At 53.0% G+C, this 19068-nt stretch carries 21 protein-coding genes and 1 pseudogene; 20 read left to right on the top strand and 2 right to left on the bottom strand.

Annotation, left to right across the window (positions count from 1 at the left end; all coding sequences use genetic code 11):
- Positions 1 to 9: 9 nt before the first annotated feature.
- From BLT35_RS03860 to BLT35_RS03835, 6 genes are read left to right on the top strand one after another with little or no spacing between them, the layout of a single operon-like run.
- Positions 10 to 720, top strand: coding sequence for an HAD family hydrolase (locus BLT35_RS03860; protein ID WP_074727038.1), 711 nt, complete (start codon positions 10 to 12; stop codon positions 718 to 720).
- Positions 721 to 744: 24 nt separating this feature from the next.
- Positions 745 to 2349, top strand: coding sequence for an ABC transporter substrate-binding protein (locus BLT35_RS03855; protein WP_074727037.1), 1605 nt, complete (start codon positions 745 to 747; stop codon positions 2347 to 2349).
- A gap of 21 nt (positions 2350 to 2370) precedes the next feature.
- Complete coding sequence (locus tag BLT35_RS03850) at positions 2371 to 3312, top strand: ABC transporter permease (RefSeq protein WP_074727036.1); 942 nt, start codon at positions 2371 to 2373, stop codon at positions 3310 to 3312.
- A gap of 13 nt (positions 3313 to 3325) precedes the next feature.
- A complete protein-coding gene (locus BLT35_RS03845; RefSeq protein WP_074727035.1) occupies positions 3326 to 4135 on the top strand; it encodes an ABC transporter permease in 810 nt (269 codons plus the stop codon).
- A 6-nt stretch (positions 4136 to 4141) separates the two neighbouring features.
- Entirely contained in the window at positions 4142 to 5170 is a 1029-nt protein-coding gene (locus tag BLT35_RS03840; protein WP_054817973.1) for an ABC transporter ATP-binding protein, read from the top strand.
- Positions 5157 to 6128, top strand: a complete 972-nt coding sequence (locus BLT35_RS03835; protein WP_074727034.1) for an ABC transporter ATP-binding protein — start codon at positions 5157 to 5159, stop codon at positions 6126 to 6128. Before BLT35_RS03840 ends, BLT35_RS03835 begins: the two co-directional genes overlap by 14 nt.
- 75 nt (positions 6129 to 6203) lie before the next feature.
- On the opposite strand, the gene BLT35_RS03830 is transcribed toward BLT35_RS03835, so the two are convergent.
- Entirely contained in the window at positions 6204 to 6740 is a 537-nt protein-coding gene (locus BLT35_RS03830) for a GNAT family N-acetyltransferase (RefSeq protein ID WP_054817972.1), read from the bottom strand.
- 469 nt (positions 6741 to 7209) lie between these two features.
- On the opposite strand from BLT35_RS03830, the gene BLT35_RS03825 reads away from it, so the two are divergent.
- The 14 genes and pseudogenes from BLT35_RS03825 (at position 7210) to BLT35_RS03770 (ending at position 17770) form a co-directional block, all read left to right on the top strand.
- On the top strand, positions 7210 to 7419 hold the full coding sequence (locus tag BLT35_RS03825) for a YezD family protein (protein WP_054817971.1): 210 nt from the start codon (positions 7210 to 7212) through the stop codon (positions 7417 to 7419).
- Positions 7420 to 7440: 21 nt separating this feature from the next.
- The gene (locus BLT35_RS26745; RefSeq protein ID WP_175471922.1) at positions 7441 to 7635 is read left to right on the top strand and encodes a hypothetical protein; all 195 of its coding nucleotides are present in this window, start codon (positions 7441 to 7443) and stop codon (positions 7633 to 7635) included.
- 6 nt (positions 7636 to 7641) lie between these two features.
- A pseudogene (locus BLT35_RS03820) lies at positions 7642 to 7833 on the top strand (LLM class flavin-dependent oxidoreductase); the annotation flags it as partial.
- A 90-nt stretch (positions 7834 to 7923) separates the two neighbouring features.
- Positions 7924 to 9573: an FAD-dependent oxidoreductase gene (locus BLT35_RS03815; protein WP_074727033.1), complete on the top strand. Its 1650-nt coding sequence runs from the start codon at positions 7924 to 7926 to the stop codon at positions 9571 to 9573.
- Positions 9570 to 9920: a 4Fe-4S dicluster domain-containing protein gene (locus BLT35_RS03810; protein ID WP_054817970.1), complete on the top strand. Its 351-nt coding sequence runs from the start codon at positions 9570 to 9572 to the stop codon at positions 9918 to 9920. Before BLT35_RS03815 ends, BLT35_RS03810 begins: the two co-directional genes overlap by 4 nt.
- Positions 9921 to 9938: 18 nt before the next feature.
- Positions 9939 to 10715 carry an ABC transporter ATP-binding protein gene (locus BLT35_RS03805; protein ID WP_062407325.1) on the top strand — a complete coding sequence of 259 codons (777 nt, stop codon included), beginning with the start codon at positions 9939 to 9941 and terminating at the stop codon, positions 10713 to 10715.
- Positions 10716 to 10736: 21 nt separating this feature from the next.
- Positions 10737 to 11570, top strand: coding sequence for an ABC transporter permease (locus BLT35_RS03800; RefSeq protein WP_062407327.1), 834 nt, complete (start codon positions 10737 to 10739; stop codon positions 11568 to 11570).
- A gap of 33 nt (positions 11571 to 11603) precedes the next feature.
- A complete protein-coding gene (locus BLT35_RS03795) occupies positions 11604 to 12449 on the top strand; it encodes an ABC transporter permease (protein WP_062407329.1) in 846 nt (281 codons plus the stop codon).
- A 64-nt stretch (positions 12450 to 12513) separates the two neighbouring features.
- On the top strand, positions 12514 to 14118 hold the full coding sequence (locus BLT35_RS03790; RefSeq protein ID WP_054817969.1) for an FAD-dependent oxidoreductase: 1605 nt from the start codon (positions 12514 to 12516) through the stop codon (positions 14116 to 14118).
- Positions 14115 to 14447: a 4Fe-4S dicluster domain-containing protein gene (locus BLT35_RS03785; RefSeq protein ID WP_062407331.1), complete on the top strand. Its 333-nt coding sequence runs from the start codon at positions 14115 to 14117 to the stop codon at positions 14445 to 14447. Before BLT35_RS03790 ends, BLT35_RS03785 begins: the two co-directional genes overlap by 4 nt.
- A 94-nt stretch (positions 14448 to 14541) precedes the next feature.
- On the top strand, positions 14542 to 15561 hold the full coding sequence (locus BLT35_RS03780) for an ABC transporter substrate-binding protein (protein ID WP_062407332.1): 1020 nt from the start codon (positions 14542 to 14544) through the stop codon (positions 15559 to 15561).
- 18 nt (positions 15562 to 15579) lie between these two features.
- The gene (locus tag BLT35_RS03775) at positions 15580 to 16194 is read left to right on the top strand and encodes a nitroreductase family protein (RefSeq protein ID WP_074727032.1); all 615 of its coding nucleotides are present in this window, start codon (positions 15580 to 15582) and stop codon (positions 16192 to 16194) included.
- Between the two features lie 31 nt (positions 16195 to 16225).
- On the top strand, positions 16226 to 16378 hold the full coding sequence (locus BLT35_RS26740; RefSeq protein WP_171005847.1) for a hypothetical protein: 153 nt from the start codon (positions 16226 to 16228) through the stop codon (positions 16376 to 16378).
- Between the two features lie 3 nt (positions 16379 to 16381).
- Positions 16382 to 17770 (top strand): MFS transporter, encoded by a 1389-nt coding sequence (locus tag BLT35_RS03770; protein WP_074727031.1) that lies wholly within the window; start codon positions 16382 to 16384, stop codon positions 17768 to 17770.
- Between the two features lie 57 nt (positions 17771 to 17827).
- Here BLT35_RS03770 and BLT35_RS03765 read toward each other — a convergent pair whose 3' ends face one another.
- Positions 17828 to 18814: a CapA family protein gene (locus BLT35_RS03765; RefSeq protein WP_437438525.1), complete on the bottom strand. Its 987-nt coding sequence runs from the start codon at positions 18812 to 18814 to the stop codon at positions 17828 to 17830.
- Between the last annotated feature and the right edge of the window lie 254 nt (positions 18815 to 19068).

The following is a 19068-nucleotide window of genomic DNA, read 5'->3' as shown; positions in this document are numbered from 1 at the left end:
TAAAAAAGAATGCCCGTTTCCTTTGTTTGGTTCGATCTAGGCTATACGCTTGTGTACCAGGAAAGAGAAAACGTATACCGCCAGTTTTTGCTGGAGCAAGGCATCGATATCGGTTTGGAAAGCATTGAGCATGCCTATCATTTGACCGACAAGTTGTTCATGCGCGAATATCCGGGAGCCTTGGGTCAGGAGATGCATACTTTCTACCCATGGTACATCGGTGTGCTGAACTATACGCTGCAATTAAGTTTTCCTTTAAGCGATCAGTGCGAACGTCTCCGCCAAATCGAGAAGTGTCGCGGCTTATTCTGGAGGACGTATCCCTTCGTTCCGAGCGTGCTGCAGCTGCTGAAGGAACGGTCTCTCGGGCTTGGTCTGATCAGCAATTGGGACCTGACCGCAAGGAAAGTGCTGGAGGAAAACAAATTGTCGGAATATTTCGACCACATTATCGTTTCATCCGAGGTTGGCGTGGCGAAGCCTGATGTAGAAATCTTCAAAAAAGCTTTACAAGTGTCAGGAGTTGGGCCCGAGCAAAGCTTGTACGTGGGTGACAACTACTACGACGATGTCATCGGCAGCTCGAAGGTGGGCATGGAATCCTGCCTGATTAACCGGTTCGGTAACGTTGGGATCGAGGAGATCGATTCGGTTCGTACGATTTCTTCCGTTGCGGATCTGCCCAGGCTGCTGGTCGCGGCAACGATGCATATTTCTTGAATTTTCAATGGGAGGCGGAAAAAAATGAAGAAATCCGTAATGAAATTCAGATTCACAAACTTACTTGCCATTGCAATGGTGACGTTATTTGTTTCGGCTTGCAGCGCCGGTACACAGACGTCTTCACCCCCTTCCGCCGATTCCGGGGCTAAAACAAGTCCTTCAGAGCCGGCAGGAACAGAGCAAAGCACAGAGCAAAGGGGGAAAAAGAAGGCGGGGGGGAATGTCGTCGTCATTATTCCACAGGATTTGGACTATTTGGACCCTCATCTTGCTGTGGCGGCGGGGACGGCGGAAGTGCTGTTTAATGTATTTGAAGGCTTGCTGAAACCTAATGAGAAGGGAGAGCTGTATCCCGCCATCGCCGAATCGTATCAGGTATCGCAGGATGGATTGACTTATAGCTTCAAGCTTCGAAACGGGGTGAAGTTTCATAATGGCAATCCGGTTACGTCCGAAGATGTGAAGTTTTCGTATGAACGGCTGGCCGGAACGGCTACGGGGAAACCTTTGTCGTCGGCGTTTTCCAGCGTTCAATCGATCGAAGCTCCCGATGCGTCCACCATTGTTATTAAGTTGAAGGAAAACAACTCGTCGTTTCTGACCTCTCTGACGTCCGCAGTCATTCCAAACGGCTATGAGGACAGCAATAAAAAACCGATTGGAACCGGTCCGTTCAAGTTCAAGGAATATTTGCCCGGGCAGCGGTTATCCGTCGAGAAATTCGAGGATTATTACGTGCCGGATGTTCCCTCGCTTGACAGCGTTGAGTTCCGTATAATCACCGATGCCGAAGCCGCATTGATCGCCTTAAAATCGGGTGAGGCCGACATTTATCCAAGGATCGGCACGGAGCGGCTGGAAGAGGTTGCGGATCGTTTTCATTCCGTCAGCGCCCCGCAAAATCTCGTGCAGCTCATGACATTTAATTTGGCCAAGAAGCCGTTTAGCGACATTAAAGTAAGACAAGCGATAAATTATGCGATCGATAAAGATGAGATTATCGCCGGCGTCGCCCTCGGTAAAGGAACGAAGCTGGGCTCCAACCTCAGTCCTGTTCTGGCCAAATATTATCAGCAAGGTCTTGAGCAAGCCTACGAAACCAACCTGGAGAAGGCAAAAAGCCTGCTGGCCGAGGCTGGCTACAAAGACGGATTTGAAACGACGCTTTCGGTTCCATCCAACTATCAATTCCACGTCGACACCGCACAAGTCATTGCCCAGCAGTTGGGGAAAATCGGCATTAAGGTGACGATCAAGCCGGTAGAGTGGGCAGTGTGGCTTGATCGTATCTATAAAGGAAGGGATTACGAGCTGACGATCATCGGTCTTGACGGGAAGCTTGATCCGTATCAAATCCTTAATAAATACTTGTCCGACGCGTCCAACAATTTCTTTAATTATAAAAATGCGGAGTTCGATGCTGCGCTAAAAGCGGCCGTCACGGAAATCGACGATGCGAAGCGGGTTGAGCTGTACAAGAAAGCCCAAACGATCCTCACGGAGGATGCGGCTGCCGTATACATTATGGATCCGAATTTGAATGTGGCTTTAAATAAAAAGCTTGCCGGGTATAAGCAGTATCCTTTATACGTGCAAGACTTGTCGGTCGTTTATTATACCGAGTAACGGGCGAAGGGGATAGATCGGATGGAATATCTCATACGCCGATTGCTGACTCTCCTGCTTACCGTGTTTTTTGTTGTCGTGATGACCTTTGCTGTCTTTCGCATCATTCCCGGCAACCCGGCTCTGGCTATATTGGGGGCGGAAGCGACCGATGAGCAAATCGAAATGCTGGAGGCCAAACTGGGCACGAACCGTCCGCTGCACGAGCAATTTGCGGATTGGCTCGGCGGTGTCTTTGTCCTGAATTTCGGAGAATCGCTGCGGTTCTCCGAACCGGTGCTGGATCTGATCGCGAGCAGGTTCCCCGTGACGCTCTCGTTGGCGCTTATGGCGTTAACGATTACCATAGTTACGGCGGTTCCGCTGGGAATCATTGCTGCACGGTCGCGCGGGAAGGCGATGGACATGATCATATCGGTCGGGACGCAGTTCGGCCTGGCCGTACCTTCGTTCTGGATGGGGATCATGCTTATCCTGCTGTTCGGCCTCATCTTAAAATGGTTCTCGGTCAGTACCTATGTGCCTTGGTCCGAAAACCCGGGATTAGCCTTCAAGTCCATGATTCTGCCCTCGGTCGCATTGGCGATTCCGCAAATCGCGGTCGTCGTCCGGTATTTACGGACGACGATGCTTGAGCAGTTGAGCCTGGACTATGTTCGCACCGCAAGAAGCAAGGGTCTGTCGGAAACCGTCATTCAGTATAAGCATGTGCTGAAAAATGCGTTGCTTCCCGTTATTACCGTCGTGGGCATTAATTTCGGAGAAGTGCTGGCGGGAAGCCTGGTGATTGAGCAGGTTTTCACGCTTCCGGGATTCGGCAGCCTTCTCATTACGTCGATTGGAAACCGTGATTATCCGTTGGTCCAGGGGCTGGTCATGCTGATTGCTTTCATCGTCATCATCGTCAATTTTGTAGTCGACCTTTCGTACCGCTGGCTGGATCCCAAAATTCGTATCATGTAGAGGGCCATTTGCCATGAACACGAAATATAATTACAGTCTTATCCTCGGCCTCTCCTTCGTATCTTTTTTATTCCTGATGATGCTGATCAGCTTGGTATATACGCCTCATGAAGCCAATGCAATGAACATCGCCGCCAGGCTGCAGGCCCCGAATTTCACCTATTGGCTCGGTACGGATCATTTTGGAAGAGACATCCTGAGCCGGGTGATGATCGGAGCGCAGACGGCATTTACGGTCGGCGCCGTTTCTGTGGCCATCGGGCTCGCATGCGGGCTGGTGATAGGCACCCTCTCCGGATATATCGGCAAATGGGTCGATGAGCTCTTCATGCGGGCAACGGACGCGCTGCTGGCCTTTCCTGGAATTTTGCTTGCGCTGCTGCTCGTCACGATTTTTGAACCGAGCATGTTTCAAACGATGGTCGCGATAGGCATCCTGTCGATTCCGTCGTTTTCCCGGGTGATTCGAAGCGGGGTGCTGCAGCATAAGGAAGCGGAGTACGTGAAGGCGGCCAAAGGCATCGGGGCGGGGCATGCCAATATTATTTTCAAACAAATTTTGCCGAATATCGCCCCTACGATCGTTACGACGGCGGCATTAAACTTTTCAGCGGCCATACTGATCGAAGCTGCTCTCAGCTATTTGGGGCTTGGCGTTCAACCGCCCGATCCCAGCTGGGGCAGGATGCTCAACGAGTCCCAAAGCTATTTGGGCAAAGCTCCATGGTATACGTTGGCGCCCGGCATTTTCATTACATTGTCGGTATTGGGCTTTAATTTGCTGAGCGACGGGATCCGGGACATACGGGATAAAAGGGGGTAGAAGGCGTTGAACGACGGGGTCAAGACGGGAAAACAACAACCATTGCTTGAAATACGCAATTTGCGGGTGGAGCTAAACCAAGCCCGCGGCAAAGGGAGGTTATCCGTACTCGACGGCGTCTCTCTTTCCGTGTCAAAAGGGGAAATTGTAGGGATCGTTGGTGAATCGGGCTGCGGGAAAAGCGTATTGTCGCTTTCCGTGCTGGGTCTTCTGCCGAATGCCATGCAAATGACCGAAGGCGAAATCTGGTATAAAGGAAAGCACCCGCTTCATCAATTACGAGATAAGGAGCTTCGGGGATTCCGGGGAAAAGAGCTATCCATGGTGTTCCAGGATCCCATGAGCTCCTTAAATGACGGCTTAACCGTGGGGACGCAAGTCATAGAGACGTTCCGGCTTCATTTGGGCTGTTCGCGCAAGGAAGCGGTCGAACGTACGGTCCGACTGTTTCGTAAAGTGGGTCTTTCACGGCCGGAAGCGCTGTTATCCGAATATCCGCATCAGCTCTCCGGAGGCATGCGCCAACGGATCATGATTGCGATGGCTGTTTCCTGCAATCCCGGGCTGCTGATCGCGGATGAGCCGACGACAGCTTTGGACGTCACGATCCAAGCTCAAATCCTGGACCTCATGAAGAAAATCCGGGAAGAGGATGGAACGTCCATCATTCTCATTTCGCATGATTTGGGCGTCGTTGCCGATATGTGCGACCGTATTGCCGTCATGTATGCGGGAAATATCGTGGAAGAAGGGACGGTCGACGATATTTTCGAGCGGCCAAGGCATCCTTATACGATAGGGCTTCTTCATTCGATTCCGACACCCGCCAAGAAACAAAAGGCGCTTTACTCGATACCGGGAACCGTTCCCGCTTTGCAGGATCGGGGGACAGGCTGCCGCTTCGCTCCCAGGTGCGCGTATGCGACGGAACGCTGTACGGCGGAAGCGCCTGCTTTCTTGAGTATCGATGAAGCCCACAGGGCAAGGTGCATTTTGGCTGCCGGGGAAGGAGTGAAGGCCGATGCCGTCAGCTGATCGACTGATCGAGTTAAGGCATATTCAAAAGCATTATTTGCGGAAATCATGGCCGTGGAAAGCTCAAACTCTTCGCGCGGTAGACGGTGTATCCCTCTCCATCGGGAAGGGAGAAACGTTAGGGCTTGTGGGCGAAAGCGGCTGCGGGAAGTCGACCGTCGGCCAAATCGCGGCCAGATTATTGGAGCCAAGCGGCGGAAAACTCATCTATGACGGCACAGAGCTTGACGGCAGTCATTCCATGCACCCGCGGAAGATTCGCCAACGCATCCAGTACGTTTTTCAAGATCCTTATTCGTCGTTTAATCCCAGATATACTATAGGCCGGTTATTAGAGGAACCCCTGGCGATCCATCGGCTGGGGGACAAAAAGGAGCGGAGACGCCGGGTTGACGAGATGCTTGAAACCATTGGATTAGACTCCTCCTTTGGGAGCCGTTATCCGCATGAATTAAGCGGCGGACAGCGCCAGCGAATCGGCATTGCAAGAGCGCTGATGCTCCGGCCGGAATTTGTCGTGCTCGATGAACCGGTATCGGCCCTGGATGTTTCGGTTCAGGCGCAGATCCTGAATTTGCTGCGATCCCTGCAGCGGGAGCTGTCGCTGACCTATTTGTTTATTTCACACGATCTGAATGTTGTTCATTATATGAGCGACCGGGTGGCCGTCATGTATTTGGGGAAAGTGGTGGAGATCACGGAGGTGGAGGAATTGTATGATCATCCTCTCCACCCCTATACGGAAGCTTTGGTATCTTCCATTCCAACGGATGCCCGGCATGCGAAACGGGAAAAAATAATATTAAAGGGCGACTTGCCCAATCCGTTGGAAGTTTCGTCGGGTTGTCCGTTTCAGTCACGTTGCCGGTATGCGTTCTCGCGCTGCGAGGCAGAAGCTCCGGTGCTAGTTCAGTGGAAGGAAGGGCATGCGGTAAGCTGCCACTTGTATATGAAGTAAATATGGCATAAGCCGATAAACGCAAAGAGCCCGGAGCATTCCGGGCGTTTATGATTTGACGGGTGCAAAATACATTCAGGCTTCAAGCGGATAATCGGCTCTTTTAATTTCAATCCTGTAGCCTTTGACCAAGGTGCTTCCGTTATGCGTATCGGTCTCATAGGCGCGTTGGAAGCCCAACCGTTCGTACAGTTTTATGGCAGCAGCCATCATGTCCGATGTGTGTAAATGCAGAGAGTCGGCTCCAAGCGATCTGGCGCGTTCAATGATTTCCTTGACCAGCAGTGCGGCAATGCCTTTACCTCTGACGCGTGGCGACACGGCTAACAGGCGCATAACGGGTGAAGGAATGACGATATCGGGGTTACCGTAAGCAGAATCCGCCGAGTCATAGAGCAGGGCGCTGCCGATAATTTGTCCGTCGATCTCGGCTACAATTCGTGCGAGAGCACCATCCTGATAGACGGAATCGTATATATTTTGCCGGTAGGCTTCCCATTTATCAGGAATAACGTCTGCGTATTGCCGGTAGGCCTCGAGTAAAACCGCCCACAGCTGTTCTTTCTCCGAATCCTTCGCATCGCGTATGACAACCTTGGGTTGAAGTGTCATATACCTGCCTATCCTTTCTGTTTGGAATGTGTTCATTTCACGCCAAATGATGTCTGGTTGATGTCTGGTAACAAATTCATTATAAACGCAAAATATTACTATTCATATCGGGTTTATTAGAGAAATATTCTATTTTGATATAAAAGTTTTCAATATCACATGATTCCAGGAAGGACACACCTTCACCCGGAGACATTTGCCTGTCTGAACGGACAAACTAAAAATCTTCCTGATATAAAAGCAGAAGCGGGGAATGAACGTTAGATCCCCTATTTGTGCTGAAAGAACTAGATTGGAATCGTGAAGTATACCGCATTCATGCCAATTTGGGAAAAACTGAGATTTCCATTGACATACCTATTCATCCATCATATACTTCATACAAAACCCAGTATGTGCATCGGAAATATCGTAGAAATGACCTGATACATTCGAAGCATTCAACGATGGGTTACAGGAGGGATCAAGTATGGCAAAGCAATTCAATGTCAACGAACTGTGGAACGAGCGTATCGCTCAAAGCTTAAATGGTTTGGAATACGGATCCGTTCAAATTGTTGTTCATGACGGTCGTATTGTGCAGATTGAAAGAACGGAGCGCAAGCGTTTTGAAGCCGATTCAGACCGCAGCAGCGCGGTCATCCGGCACAGCAAGCCCATACAGGGCGTCGGCAGATAGATGCATTTCATATAAACTAAAGTGCAATTACATATCGACCGGATGACCGGAGACGAAGCCTTGTGTGCTATCGTCTTCTTTTTTTATGCTAAAGCATTCCTGTCTGCGGAGCAGCCGGCGACGTTTGCCGGCATTCGGCTGCGCCTTCTCGCTCCTGCTGCTTGCAGGCGCAGCGTCGGGAACCGTTCACTCTATTGTCTGCATTGGCTGCTGTAACCGAACGCATCGGACGGTTTAAATGTGATGCCCCCATATTTTCCCGGTGCATTGGAAGATTTCGTGGATAAGGTTGTGCCCGAGCTGCAGCGCAGAGGGTTATTCCGTACGGAATACGAGGGAACGACCTTACGGGAGCATTTCGGTTTGGCCAGGCCGTCAGGGCGAGGACAATACGCCAAAGCGGTTAACCGGTAGGAGGCTTATGAAGAGCGGCAGTCATCGTCGGCCGCAGCGGCGGCCGGGAAGCCGGATGAGGTTACATTGAAGCCGTGAGGAGGCGGGCTGATGAACAAAAGTGTAGAAGACGGCAAACAGCTCGCGGACGTTTTGGTTATCGGCGGGGGGCCGGCCGGTGCATGGGCGGCATGGAGCGCGGCTGCTCAAGGGGCGAGCGTTATCCTGGCGGATAAAGGCTATTTGGGCACAAGCGGCGCGACGGCACCGGGCGGGACGAATTTATTATACCTGCCGCCGGACCGCGAGCTTAGGGAACAGGCTGTGCAGCAGAGGATGAAGGGGGGCGGCTTCTTATCCGAACCGGACTGGATTCATCGTGTACTGGACCTGGTGTATCAAAGGCTGGAACTGGTCGAGTCCTGGGGATATCCGTTTCCCCGCGATGAGCACGGCACCCCGATGCGGGATCATCTGCAAGGTCCCGAATATATGCGGCTGATGCGCCGTGCGGTCAGCCGGGCGGGTGTTCGCATTCTCGATCAATCGCCGGCGCTGCAGCTGCTGGTCGATGAGCATGGCGTCGGTGGCGCCAGAGGCATCTCCAGGCTGGATGGCCGTACATGGGAGGTGCGGGCAAACGCCGTGGTCATCGCGACCGGCGGTTGCGCCTTTTTGAGCAAAGGGCTTGGCTGCAACGTCTTGACCGGCGACGGACTGCTGATGGCCGCCGAGCTCGGCGCCGAGCTTTCCGGCATGGAGTTCAGCAGGCAGTATGCGCCAAGCGCCGCCTTTGCCACCAATACGCGCGGACGGCTGTTAAACTGGGCTACCTTCAGCGCGGAGGACGGAACGATACTGCACACTCCGGGAACCCGGCGTCCTCATGATTTTTTGCCGAAGATGCTGAGCAAGGGTCCGGTATATGCCGTGCTCGACCAGGCAGATACTGAAGAGAAACGGAACATGTTGCGAAGCTCGCACGCCATTTTCTTTCTTCCGCTCCTTCGCGCCGGCATCGATCCGTTCACGCAGCGGTTCCCGCTCACGCTTCGCTTTGAAGGTACGGTACGCGGAACGGGCGGGATCCGGATCGTCGGCGACGATTGCTCGACGACGGTGAACGGCTTGTATGCGGCAGGCGATGCGGCCACAAGGGAGCGGGTGACCGGGGGACAATCCGGCGGCGGAGCGTTCAACGCATCGTGGGCGATCTGCTCGGGCAGTTGGGCAGGGGAAGGCGCAGCGAGGCATGCGCTCACGCAAGGCAAGTCAGCGGCTGCGCGCCATCTGAAACCGGCGGGACGATCAGGGATTGAGCCCGACAGCGGTCCGATCCGTCCGGAAGCGGATATGTCCAATTTGGTGGAGGCGGTGCAGCGCGAAGTGTTTCCGCTCGAAATCAATTATTTCCGCAGCGTTCCCGTATTGCGCGAATCGCTGCAAAGGCTCCATAGGCTGTGGCGGCAGACGTATGCGCAAGCACCGCAATCGATACAGGCGAAGGTGCGGGCGAGAGAAGCGTCGGCGATGATCGCCACCGCCCGCTGGATGTATACCGCAGCGCTGACCCGTACGGAAACCAGAGGAATGCACACGCTTGCGGAGTATCCCTTCGCTGATCTCCATCAGCAGCGCCGGTTGATTGTGTCGGGGCTGGATGAAATTCAGACCCGGTTTGACCAGGTGCCCGGGTCATATGCCCAGCCGGCTGCGGACAGCGGTCTGTTCGGAGCGGCAAGGGAGGTGCAGATCCGATGATTGAATGGGTCAGTGCCGACCGCTGCGTGCAGTGCGGTATATGCGTCAAAGTCTGCCCGACCCATGTGTTTGACCTGGGCCCGGACGATACCCCCGTTATTGCCCGGCAGGAGGACTGCCAGACGTGCTATATTTGTGAAGCGTATTGCCCGGCCGATGCGCTGTACGTTGCCCCATATGCCGATGAGAAGGTGAAGGTGGAGGAGCAGGAACTGATCGCTTCCGGCATATTGGGAAGCTGGAGAAAGACGATCGGCTGGGGGCCCGGACGAACGAAGCTGGCCGCTATGGACCAAACGCCGTTTATCGACCGAATACTTCCGGCAAATTTTAATGACAAACCGTAAGAGAGGAGAAAACAGAAGATGAGCATCCCGCTGCTGAACATTTCGAAGCTGAATAAAACATTTCAGACGAATAAAGGCCCCGTCCATGCGCTTCATCAAATCGACCTGAACATTAAAGAGGGCGAATTGATCACCGTCATCGGGCCGAGCGGCTGCGGCAAGAGCACGCTGCTCAAAATTATCGCCGGCCTTGATCTTCAATACGACGGAGAGGTCGCGCTGGATGGAGAGCCGATTAGCAGGCCGGGTATTGATAAAGGCTTTATATTCCAGGAGCCCCGCTTGTTCCCTTGGCTGACGGTCGAAAAAAATATCGCCGCTGACCTGTCGTTAAAAAATCCGGAAGTGCGCCGCAAGGTAGATGAACTCATTGAACTGGTCCGGCTGACAGGCTTTGAAAAGTCGTATCCGCGGGAGCTGTCCGGAGGGATGGCCCAGCGGGTTGCTATTGCCAGAGCGCTGCTGCGCAAGCCGAAAGTATTGCTGCTCGATGAGCCCTTCGGGGCGCTCGACGCGTTCACCCGGGCTCACATGCAAGAGGTGCTGCTCGACATCTGGCAAAAGAACAGGACGACGATGATTTTTGTTACGCACGATATCGACGAAGCGGTTTTTCTTGCGAATCGGATCGTTATTTTAAAGCCGAGGCCGGGTTCGATCCGCAGCGTCGTTACGGTGGATCTGCCGTTTCCGCGTAAGAAATCGAGCATCTCGTTTCAGGAAATCCGTTTCAAAGTAATGAATGAGTTTGAACAGATCGAGGAGCTTGAACTGATCGACAGCTCCGGCATTTAAAACAGGTAAAGGAGTCAGGCTATGAGTCGCACGACCGAAGTATTACCGTCAAAAACAGGCTGGTGGCGCAATAAAATACGGCTTGGACATAGCGGCAGAAGCAGGCTGCTGGTCGGCGCGCTGCTCCCCGCGCTGGTGCTTGTGATTTGGCAGCTGCTCGGACAGATTGGACTCATTTCCCGGCTGCTGTTTCCAACCCCGCTGACGATTGCGGATTCATTCATTGCACTGATCGCTTCCGGCGCGCTGTGGGAGCATCTGCGCATCAGCATGATCCGGGCCGCGGCCGGCTTCGCCTTGGGCGGCAGCCTCGGGCTGCTGTTCGGTATCGCGGTAGGTCTGATGCGCAGCGTGGAAAAAACCTTGGACCCGACTGTACAGATGATTCGGATGATTCCTCATCTGGCTGTCGCTCCGTTATTCGTCCTCTGGTTCGGTCTCGGAGAAACATCCAAAATACTCATTATCGCCAAGGGCGCGTTTTTTCCGATTTACATTAATGCTTTTCTAGGTATCCGCAATGTGGACAATAAGCTGTTTGAAGTGGCGAAGGTGCTCTCATTCAGCAAATTGAAGCAAATCATCCGTCTCGTCATTCCGGCAGCGATGCCGAATCTGCTGCTTGGCGTTCGTCTTTCGCTCGGTGTCGCCTGGCTTGGTCTGGTGGTGGCGGAACTGATGGGCTCTACGTCCGGCATCGGCTACTTGATGTCGGATGCACGACAATTTTCACGAACGTCGGTCGTTTTTGTGTGTATCATTATTTTTGCTCTGGTCGGTTATTTGGCGGATGCACTGGTACGTTTTTTGGAGAGGCGATTGCTGCAGTGGCGCGATAGTTTTCAAGGCAAATAACGTATTGCATTTTTTAGTCAGGAGGTTGCTGGTATGAGTCATCAGGCGGAGGCGCTTTCCAAGCCGGTCAGCGGCGTCGGCAAGACCGACAGAGGGCTGATCCACGCCAAATGGAAAGAACGATGGAACCGGATGATCGTCGGAGCGATTCTGCCCGTAACGATCGTGGTGGCTTGGCAACTGCTCGGGGATTTAGGTCTGATCTCGACGTTTTTTTTGCCGACGCCGCTTATGATTGCCGAGGCATTTAGAACATTGGCTGTTACGGGGGAATTAACCGAGCATTTGGCCATCAGTCTGGGGAGGGCGGCGACGGGCTTTGCGATTGGAGGAAGCATCGGCTTGCTGCTTGGCATCATAACCGGGCTGTCGAGGAATGCGGAGAACGTGCTGGATCCATCGATGCAAATGTTCCGAATGATTCCTCATTTGGCGATTGCTCCGCTGGTTATTTTGTGGTTCGGCTTCGGGGAGACATCGAAAATATTGATTATTGCCAAGGGGGCGCTGTTTCCGCTCTATGTAAACACCCTTCTCGGCATCCGCAGTGTGGACAATAAAATGTTTGACGTAGCGCATGTATTGGAATTTAGCCGGTTCAAACAAATTGTCCGGCTGATCCTGCCGGCATCGCTGCCGCATATTTTGCTGGGTCTTCGGCTGTCTTTGGCCATTTCCTGGCTCAGTCTCGTCGTGGCCGAGCTGATCGGATCGCAGTCGGGTGTCGGATTCCTGATCAACTTTGGCAAGCAAACGTCGAGTACAGAGCTCATTTTTGTCGGCATCATCATTTTTGCGATCGTCGGCAAGCTCGTGGATTCATTTGTGCGGTTATTGGAACGGTCGCTGCTGCAGTGGCGCGACAGCTTTCAGGGCTGACCGGCTTGAAGGCCGGACAAGACTGCAAACAACTTTCAATTCTATTTTCGGGGAGGGCAACACATTGAGCGAAGCATGGAAAAGCACGGATTTGCAATTGGAGACGGATGTGCTGGTGATCGGCGGAGGTCCCTCCGGAACGTGGGCGGCACTGACCGCAGCGGTATCCGGCTCAAAGGTGATCCTGGCGGATAAAGGGTACTGCGGCACGAGCGGGGCGACGGCACCGTCCGGAACAGGTGTATGGTATGTCAGTCCTGACGCCAAGCTGAGGGAAGAGGCCAAACAGAGCCGTTATGGCCTGGGCGGGCAACTGGCGGAATCCGATTGGATGGACCGGGTGCTGGATCAAACCTACGAAAATATGAACAAGCTTTCCGAATGGGGCTATCCGTTTCCGACCGACGATGAAGGCAACCCTTACCGCAGAGGCTTGCAGGGGCCGGAATACATGAAGCTGATGCGCAAGCTCGTCAAGAAGGCCGGCGTGCGCATTCTGGATCATAGCCCGGCGCTGGAGCTGCTGGCCGATGAGCACGGCGTCGGCGGCGCGGTCGGAGTAAGAACGCAAACCGGGGAATCGTGGAGCGTCAGGGCAGGAGCCGTCATCATAGCGACAGGAGGCTGTGCTTTCCTGAGCAAGGCGCTGGGCTGCAACGTACTGACCGGCGACGGTTACTTGATGGCTGCCGAGGCGGGGGCCGAACTGTCCGGCATGGAATTCTCCAATGCATATGCGATTGCCCCGACCTTCTCATCGGTGACCAAGACAGCGTATTACCGGTATGCCACCTTTTATTATGAGGACGGTACGGTAGTGGAGGGGGCCGGTTCGACACGCGGTCGCTCGGTGATTGCCCGCAATTTGCTGCAAAATCGTCAAGTGTACGCGCGTCTCGATCAGGCGCCGGAGGATGTTAAGCCGCTGCTGCGCGTGGGACAGACGAACTTCTTCCTGCCGTTTGACCGGAGGGGCATCGACCCGTTCACTGAACGGTTTCCCGTCACACTGCGGCTGGAAGGAACCGTACGGGGAACAGGAGGCATCGAAATCGTCGATGAATATTGCGCCACGAAAGCGCCGGGCTTGTATGCAGCGGGTGACGCGGCAACGCGCCAGCTCATTTGCGGAGGGTTTACCGGCGGAGGCAGCCACAATGCGGCATGGGCCATGTCATCAGGCACATTCGCCGGCAAGGGAGCGGCAGACTATGTACGGCGCACGGGTACGCATGCGCTTCGCCGCAATTTGAAGGGGTTGTCCTCTTCGCCGTTATCGGCACACGGCCATGCGGCGAAACCATCGGAGACGGCCGGGCATATTCGCGCCGTGCAGGAGGAGGTAACTCCGTACGACCGCAATTTGTTCCGTACGGATGCGGGGCTGGGCGATTCCCTTGGACGTCTTGATCAATTGTGGAAAGAAATCAACAAGGATAGCCTTGCTTTGAACATCGATGCAGTCAAAGCCCGCGAAGCTGCGGCTATGACGGCTACTGCCCGGTGGATGTACGAGTCGGCCAGGGTCCGCACCGAAACGCGGGGGATGCATAAGCGCGAGGATTTCCCGGAGCTGGACAGCAATCAGCGCTACCGGCTCGTCAGCGGAGGACTGGATCAGGTATGGGTAAGAACGTCGCCGGTGAATAAGGAGGCTGTATTGCATTGATTGAAATAATCAGCGAATCCCGGTGCATTGAATGCAATCAGTGCGTATCGGTGTGCCCGACCAACGTATTTGACCGCGTGGAGGGCGGCATCCCGGTCATTGCCCGACAGGACGATTGCCAAACTTGCTTTATGTGCGAACTGTACTGCCCGGCCGATGCCATCTATGTCGATCCCGAGTTTGATAAGCCGGTCAGCGCGAGCGAGGAGGCACTGGAGCAGGGTGGTATACTGGGAAGCTATCGCGAGAAGGTGGGCTGGGGGCCGGGCCGCAAACCGGTGTCAGCGCACGAGTATATGTATCAATTGGCGAAAAGGGCGATACCTTAACGCACATTGAAGAAGGATGGCGGAGAGGGCCATGATTCGTTTAGTGGGTCGAGCGATTGCACCATCTATAAGGATATAAAAAGGGGGAGCTTCAATGATACGCGCCAGGAAAATCAAAACAGGCCGCAAAATGCGGCATTCCGGTCTATTGTTCATGATCGTCGCTTCCTTGATCTGGCTGCAAGCTTGCGGTACGGTCAGTGACGACAGCGCCTCGGGCGAGCCGGGGGCATCCGGGATTCCGGCCACATTAAATTATGGCTATATCGGCAGCAACAAGCTCAATTTGCCGGGCGGCGCCGAAGGCTGGGGCTTCTATACGGGCATTATTCAGGAAGAGTTGAAGAAGCATGGCATTACCGAAGTGACCTTTACCGGCTTTCCGAATGGGCCTGACCAGACGGAATCGTTAATTAGCGGCCGCTTGGATTTCGGCAGCTTGGGCGATACGCCCGCGATTATCGCCCGTTCGACAGATGCTCCGACAAGGCTGATCTCTCAAGGAACCGTCGGCAGCATTGGTTACTTGATTGCCAAAAAGGGCGGTCCTGCCAAGCTGGAGGATTTGAAAGGCAAGACAGTGGCTACGCAAAAAGGGTCATTCCATCACCGTTTTTTGGCCGGTTTGTTGAAAAAGCATAACATTACCGATGTCAATATCGTTCATTTGCTCCGTCCGGACGGTGAAGCGGCATTAGCCCGGGGTGAGATTGATGCGATGACCAATACCGGGGTGTATGCATTAAAACAGATCGAACAAGGCTACCCGCTGCTTGACGATGCGGTGAAAAATCCCGAGCTTCTTGGAACAAGTGCTACGGTTGTGACGGAGAAGTATCTGCAAAAGTTCCCCGAATTCCCTAAAGTCTGGAATGAAGCCCGTCAGAAGGCGTATGAGGACTTGCTGGCGAATGAAGAAAAATACTATGAATTTGTCGCTCAAGTGTACAACAGCACCGTTGAATTGGTAAAGCAGGTACATCCGATCAGCCAAATTCAAGCCGAGGCCTTTACGGAAGAAGGCTTAAAGCTGATGGAAGGGACGAAGCAGTTTTTGGTCGAGGAGCAACTGGCGGCCCGGGACTTTGATTTAAACGACTGGATCATTAAATGAATAAGGGGATGGATGACGATGAGCATAAAAGCGGATTGGAAGAACAACGAGCTGTTGGAGGAAGTGAAGGCAAACCGAACGGCGGATTATCCCGTTCACCCGTTATTTTTAAACCGTTGGTCGGCCCGCTCCTATTTGAGTAAACCGGTTTCCGATGAAACCCTGTATACGGTGCTGGAAGCGGCCCGGTGGGCACCGTCGTCCAGCAATTTGCAGCCATGGAGATTTATTGTGGCTAATACGGAGGAGAAGCTGGAGCAAATTCGATCGTTTCTTTTTCCGAATAACCGGCTTTGGGCCGACCAGGCTCCTGTGCTTATTGTCATTGCTTCCACCAGGGTGAAAGAAAACGGGGATCCGCAACCGATTCATTCGTTCGATACAGGGGCGGCTTGGGCAGCTCTCTCGCTGCAAGCGTCCCTGCTCGGTTTATCGACCCGCGCTATGGGCGGCTTCGACAAGGAGGCGGCCCGCAGGGAACTGCAGGTTCCCGACACCTTCGAGCTGCATGCGGTCATTGCGCTGGGATATCCGGGAGGAAAAGAGACGCTTCACGAAAGCTTCCGCGACCGGGAGCTGCCTAATGGACGCCGGCCTTTAAGCGAGAGCATCGTGGGCGACACCTGGAGTTAATGCGCTATTAAACCGGAAAGGAACATCATTTATGAAACCATCGCCGATCGAAGCGTTGCTAACAGATAAGCTGCGGCTGCTGCCTTTGCCGGATCAAGAGCAACTGCCGCTCGTTGGTCTGTTTCAGCCCGAAAAGTCCGGTCATTTGTCCAAGCGTCCGATGAAGATTCGCACCAGCTTTTAGACGATGACACGCCGGCAGCTACTGTTAATTTCCGCCGTTGCCCTTGGCACACTTCTTAACCCATTGAATACAACGATGATTTCCGTCGCGCTCAGCCGGATTCAGGCTGATTTCGATTTAACCTTTTCCGAGCTGTCCTGGTTAATCTCTACCTATTATATAGCAAGCGCAGTCGGTCAGCCGGTGATGGGGAAATTAAGCGATATGTACGGGCGCAAACGTATATTTATGCTTGGATTGTTCATGGTGACGGCAGCTTCTTTGCTGGCGCCTTTCTCCCCCAGTTATGGCTGGCTGCTCGGCTTTCGGATCATTCAAGCTTGGGGAAGCGCCTCTCTTCATCCGGCCGGCATGGGCTTGATCCGTAACGAAATTACCGGCAATCAGGCCAGGGCGCTCAGCGTGCTGTCCATCTTTGCAACGACATCGGCCGCAATTGGCCCCACCCTTAGCGGGTATTTGCTTTATTATGGGGACTGGAATTTGATCTTTTTCGTCAATTTTCCGGTGATCGTTGTATCGTTCCTGCTGGCTCTTCGATATATGCCGGGCGATCCTCCCAACAAAAGGGAGGCGCTGCGACTGGATGGCTGGGGAATCGCCCTTTTTTCTTCGCTGATTCTCGTCTTGCTGCTGTTTTTACTGTCTTTGCCGGAGCGCATTGGCTGGCATTGGCTGGTGTTGTGGACGATTGGATCGGTCTTTTTTTACCGGTTTGAAGCACGGCATCAGCAGCCGTTCATCGATGTCAAATTTTTGCGGAGTCATCCGGCTGTATGCCAGATATATATTCACTTTATTTTGGTCAATGCGATTTACTATGCGATCATGTTTGGCTTTCCTTCCTATTTACAGCAGGTCAGGCATTTCGACAGTCAGCAAGTCGGCACGATCATGCTCGGGCTGGCTGCCTTCGGCATTCTCGTCAATCCGCTGGCGGCGCGATGGATTGATCGAAGCGGTTCCCGCTCTCCCTTGATCTTTGGCGCTATTTTGGTCATTGCGGCCACCTTATTCATGCAGACGGTGGGTGATGAAGCCGATTCGGGGTGGATTTTTTTCGTACTGTCGCTTTTCGGCATGAGCGGCAGCTTCCATAATCTCGGCCTGCAGACGGCGCTTTATTTATATATAGACCGTGCGAATACGGGGATTGCTTCCGGGCTGTTCATGACTTCCCGGTTTATCGGTACAATCTTGTCATCGAGCATACTGGCGGCCTTCTTCGGCATCCGGATGGCTACGGATTCGTTGCATGCAATGGCCTGGGTGTGTTCGGCACTTGCCGTGATCATGCTGCTTTTGTCCGTAAAAACGGAGAAAAGGGAGAGGCACCAGGACGGGCACAGCAGGCATTCGGAGGTGAAGGGCGCGATGGAGAAGCAGTCGTGAGGCGGCTTTAAGGCTGATTTTCACACTTTACTGTTAGCGTCCTATGCGCCGGTTCTACTATTTGACGATCGGTACAACCCGATAGACCGTTTTCCCTTTTTCTTTTTTGCGTTGGACCACCGTGGGCAAACGATCGACTCTGGAGAGATCCGTTACTCCTCTGTTATTTTTCGTTAAAGTCATGGTCAGGATCACTCCCCGGGTTGTATTCGCATTGTTTTTCAATCGGGTTGAGATGAAATTGCCTAATGACGATGCGGCGACCCGCTTTCTGACACGACCGTCGATATCTTTTACTTTGTAAATCACTATAGGATGCTGCACATGGGGATGCGCCCCTAAAACCGCATTCGCACCTTGTTTAAATAAGGCATGCATCAATTGTTTTTGATTTTTATTGGGGGAAGGCCGGTACTCCTGCCCGAAATGAAGGTATACAATAAGAAAATCGGTTTTATTTTTCAATTTGCGGATATCCGTAATGATCTTCTTTAAGGCGATTCGGTTGACAAGCCACGGTTTCGGTACGGTGATGGAGTTTGTCCCTTTGGCATAGTTCAAAATTCCAATTTTTACGCCCTTCACCCGTAAAATCAGATGCCGTCTGGATTCTGCGGGGGAACGGAAAGTTCCGGTATGCTTTAAACCATGTTTGTCGAGGACGTTTAATGTTCTTTTTAAACCAGCTGCTCCCCCGTCCATACAATGATTGTTTGCGGTGGTCAACACTTGAAAGCCGATGTTTTTAAGGGTCGATGCCAGTTCGTCAGGACAGTTGAATAGGGGAAAGCCCGTTCTCGGATTCCTTCGCTCTTGTGGGGCACGGCCCTTCGGCTGTTTTCCGCCAGCTCCCGGGCGCCTATTCCCGGAAAACGTCGTTTCCAGATTCCCAATCGTAATGTCGGGCTTTGTTAAATAAGGTTTAACGTTTTTAAAGATAGGATCGAACGCATAGCCGCCAGCTTGTTTGGCCGAGGCAATGATTCTGCTTTTCATTAACAGATCTCCTACTGCGGCAATGGTGATTTGAATCAACGCACTCACTCCTTCATGAGTACACTTTATTCAAGAGAACGGGTTAGTGCTTGCAAAATGGGCGAAGTCCCAAAACAGAAAAAGGAGTGCATCTCTTAATGAGTGCCTCCATTTTCCGGAACATTATGATTTTCCCGGCCTGTTCAGATCAATGATCATCACAATGAGCAAGAGCAATTGGATAAGCTCTGAAAGACTCATACCAATCTCCTCCATCTTTAAATAGATGGCTCTTCCGTCCGGGTACTCCTCTCCCAAGGAGA

Source organism: Paenibacillus naphthalenovorans (assembly GCF_900099895.1).
Taxonomy (GTDB): domain Bacteria; phylum Bacillota; class Bacilli; order Paenibacillales; family NBRC-103111; genus Paenibacillus_G; species Paenibacillus_G naphthalenovorans.
The sequence above is the reverse complement of the archived record's forward strand: the minus strand, read 5'-3'. Positions and strand labels throughout refer to the sequence as shown.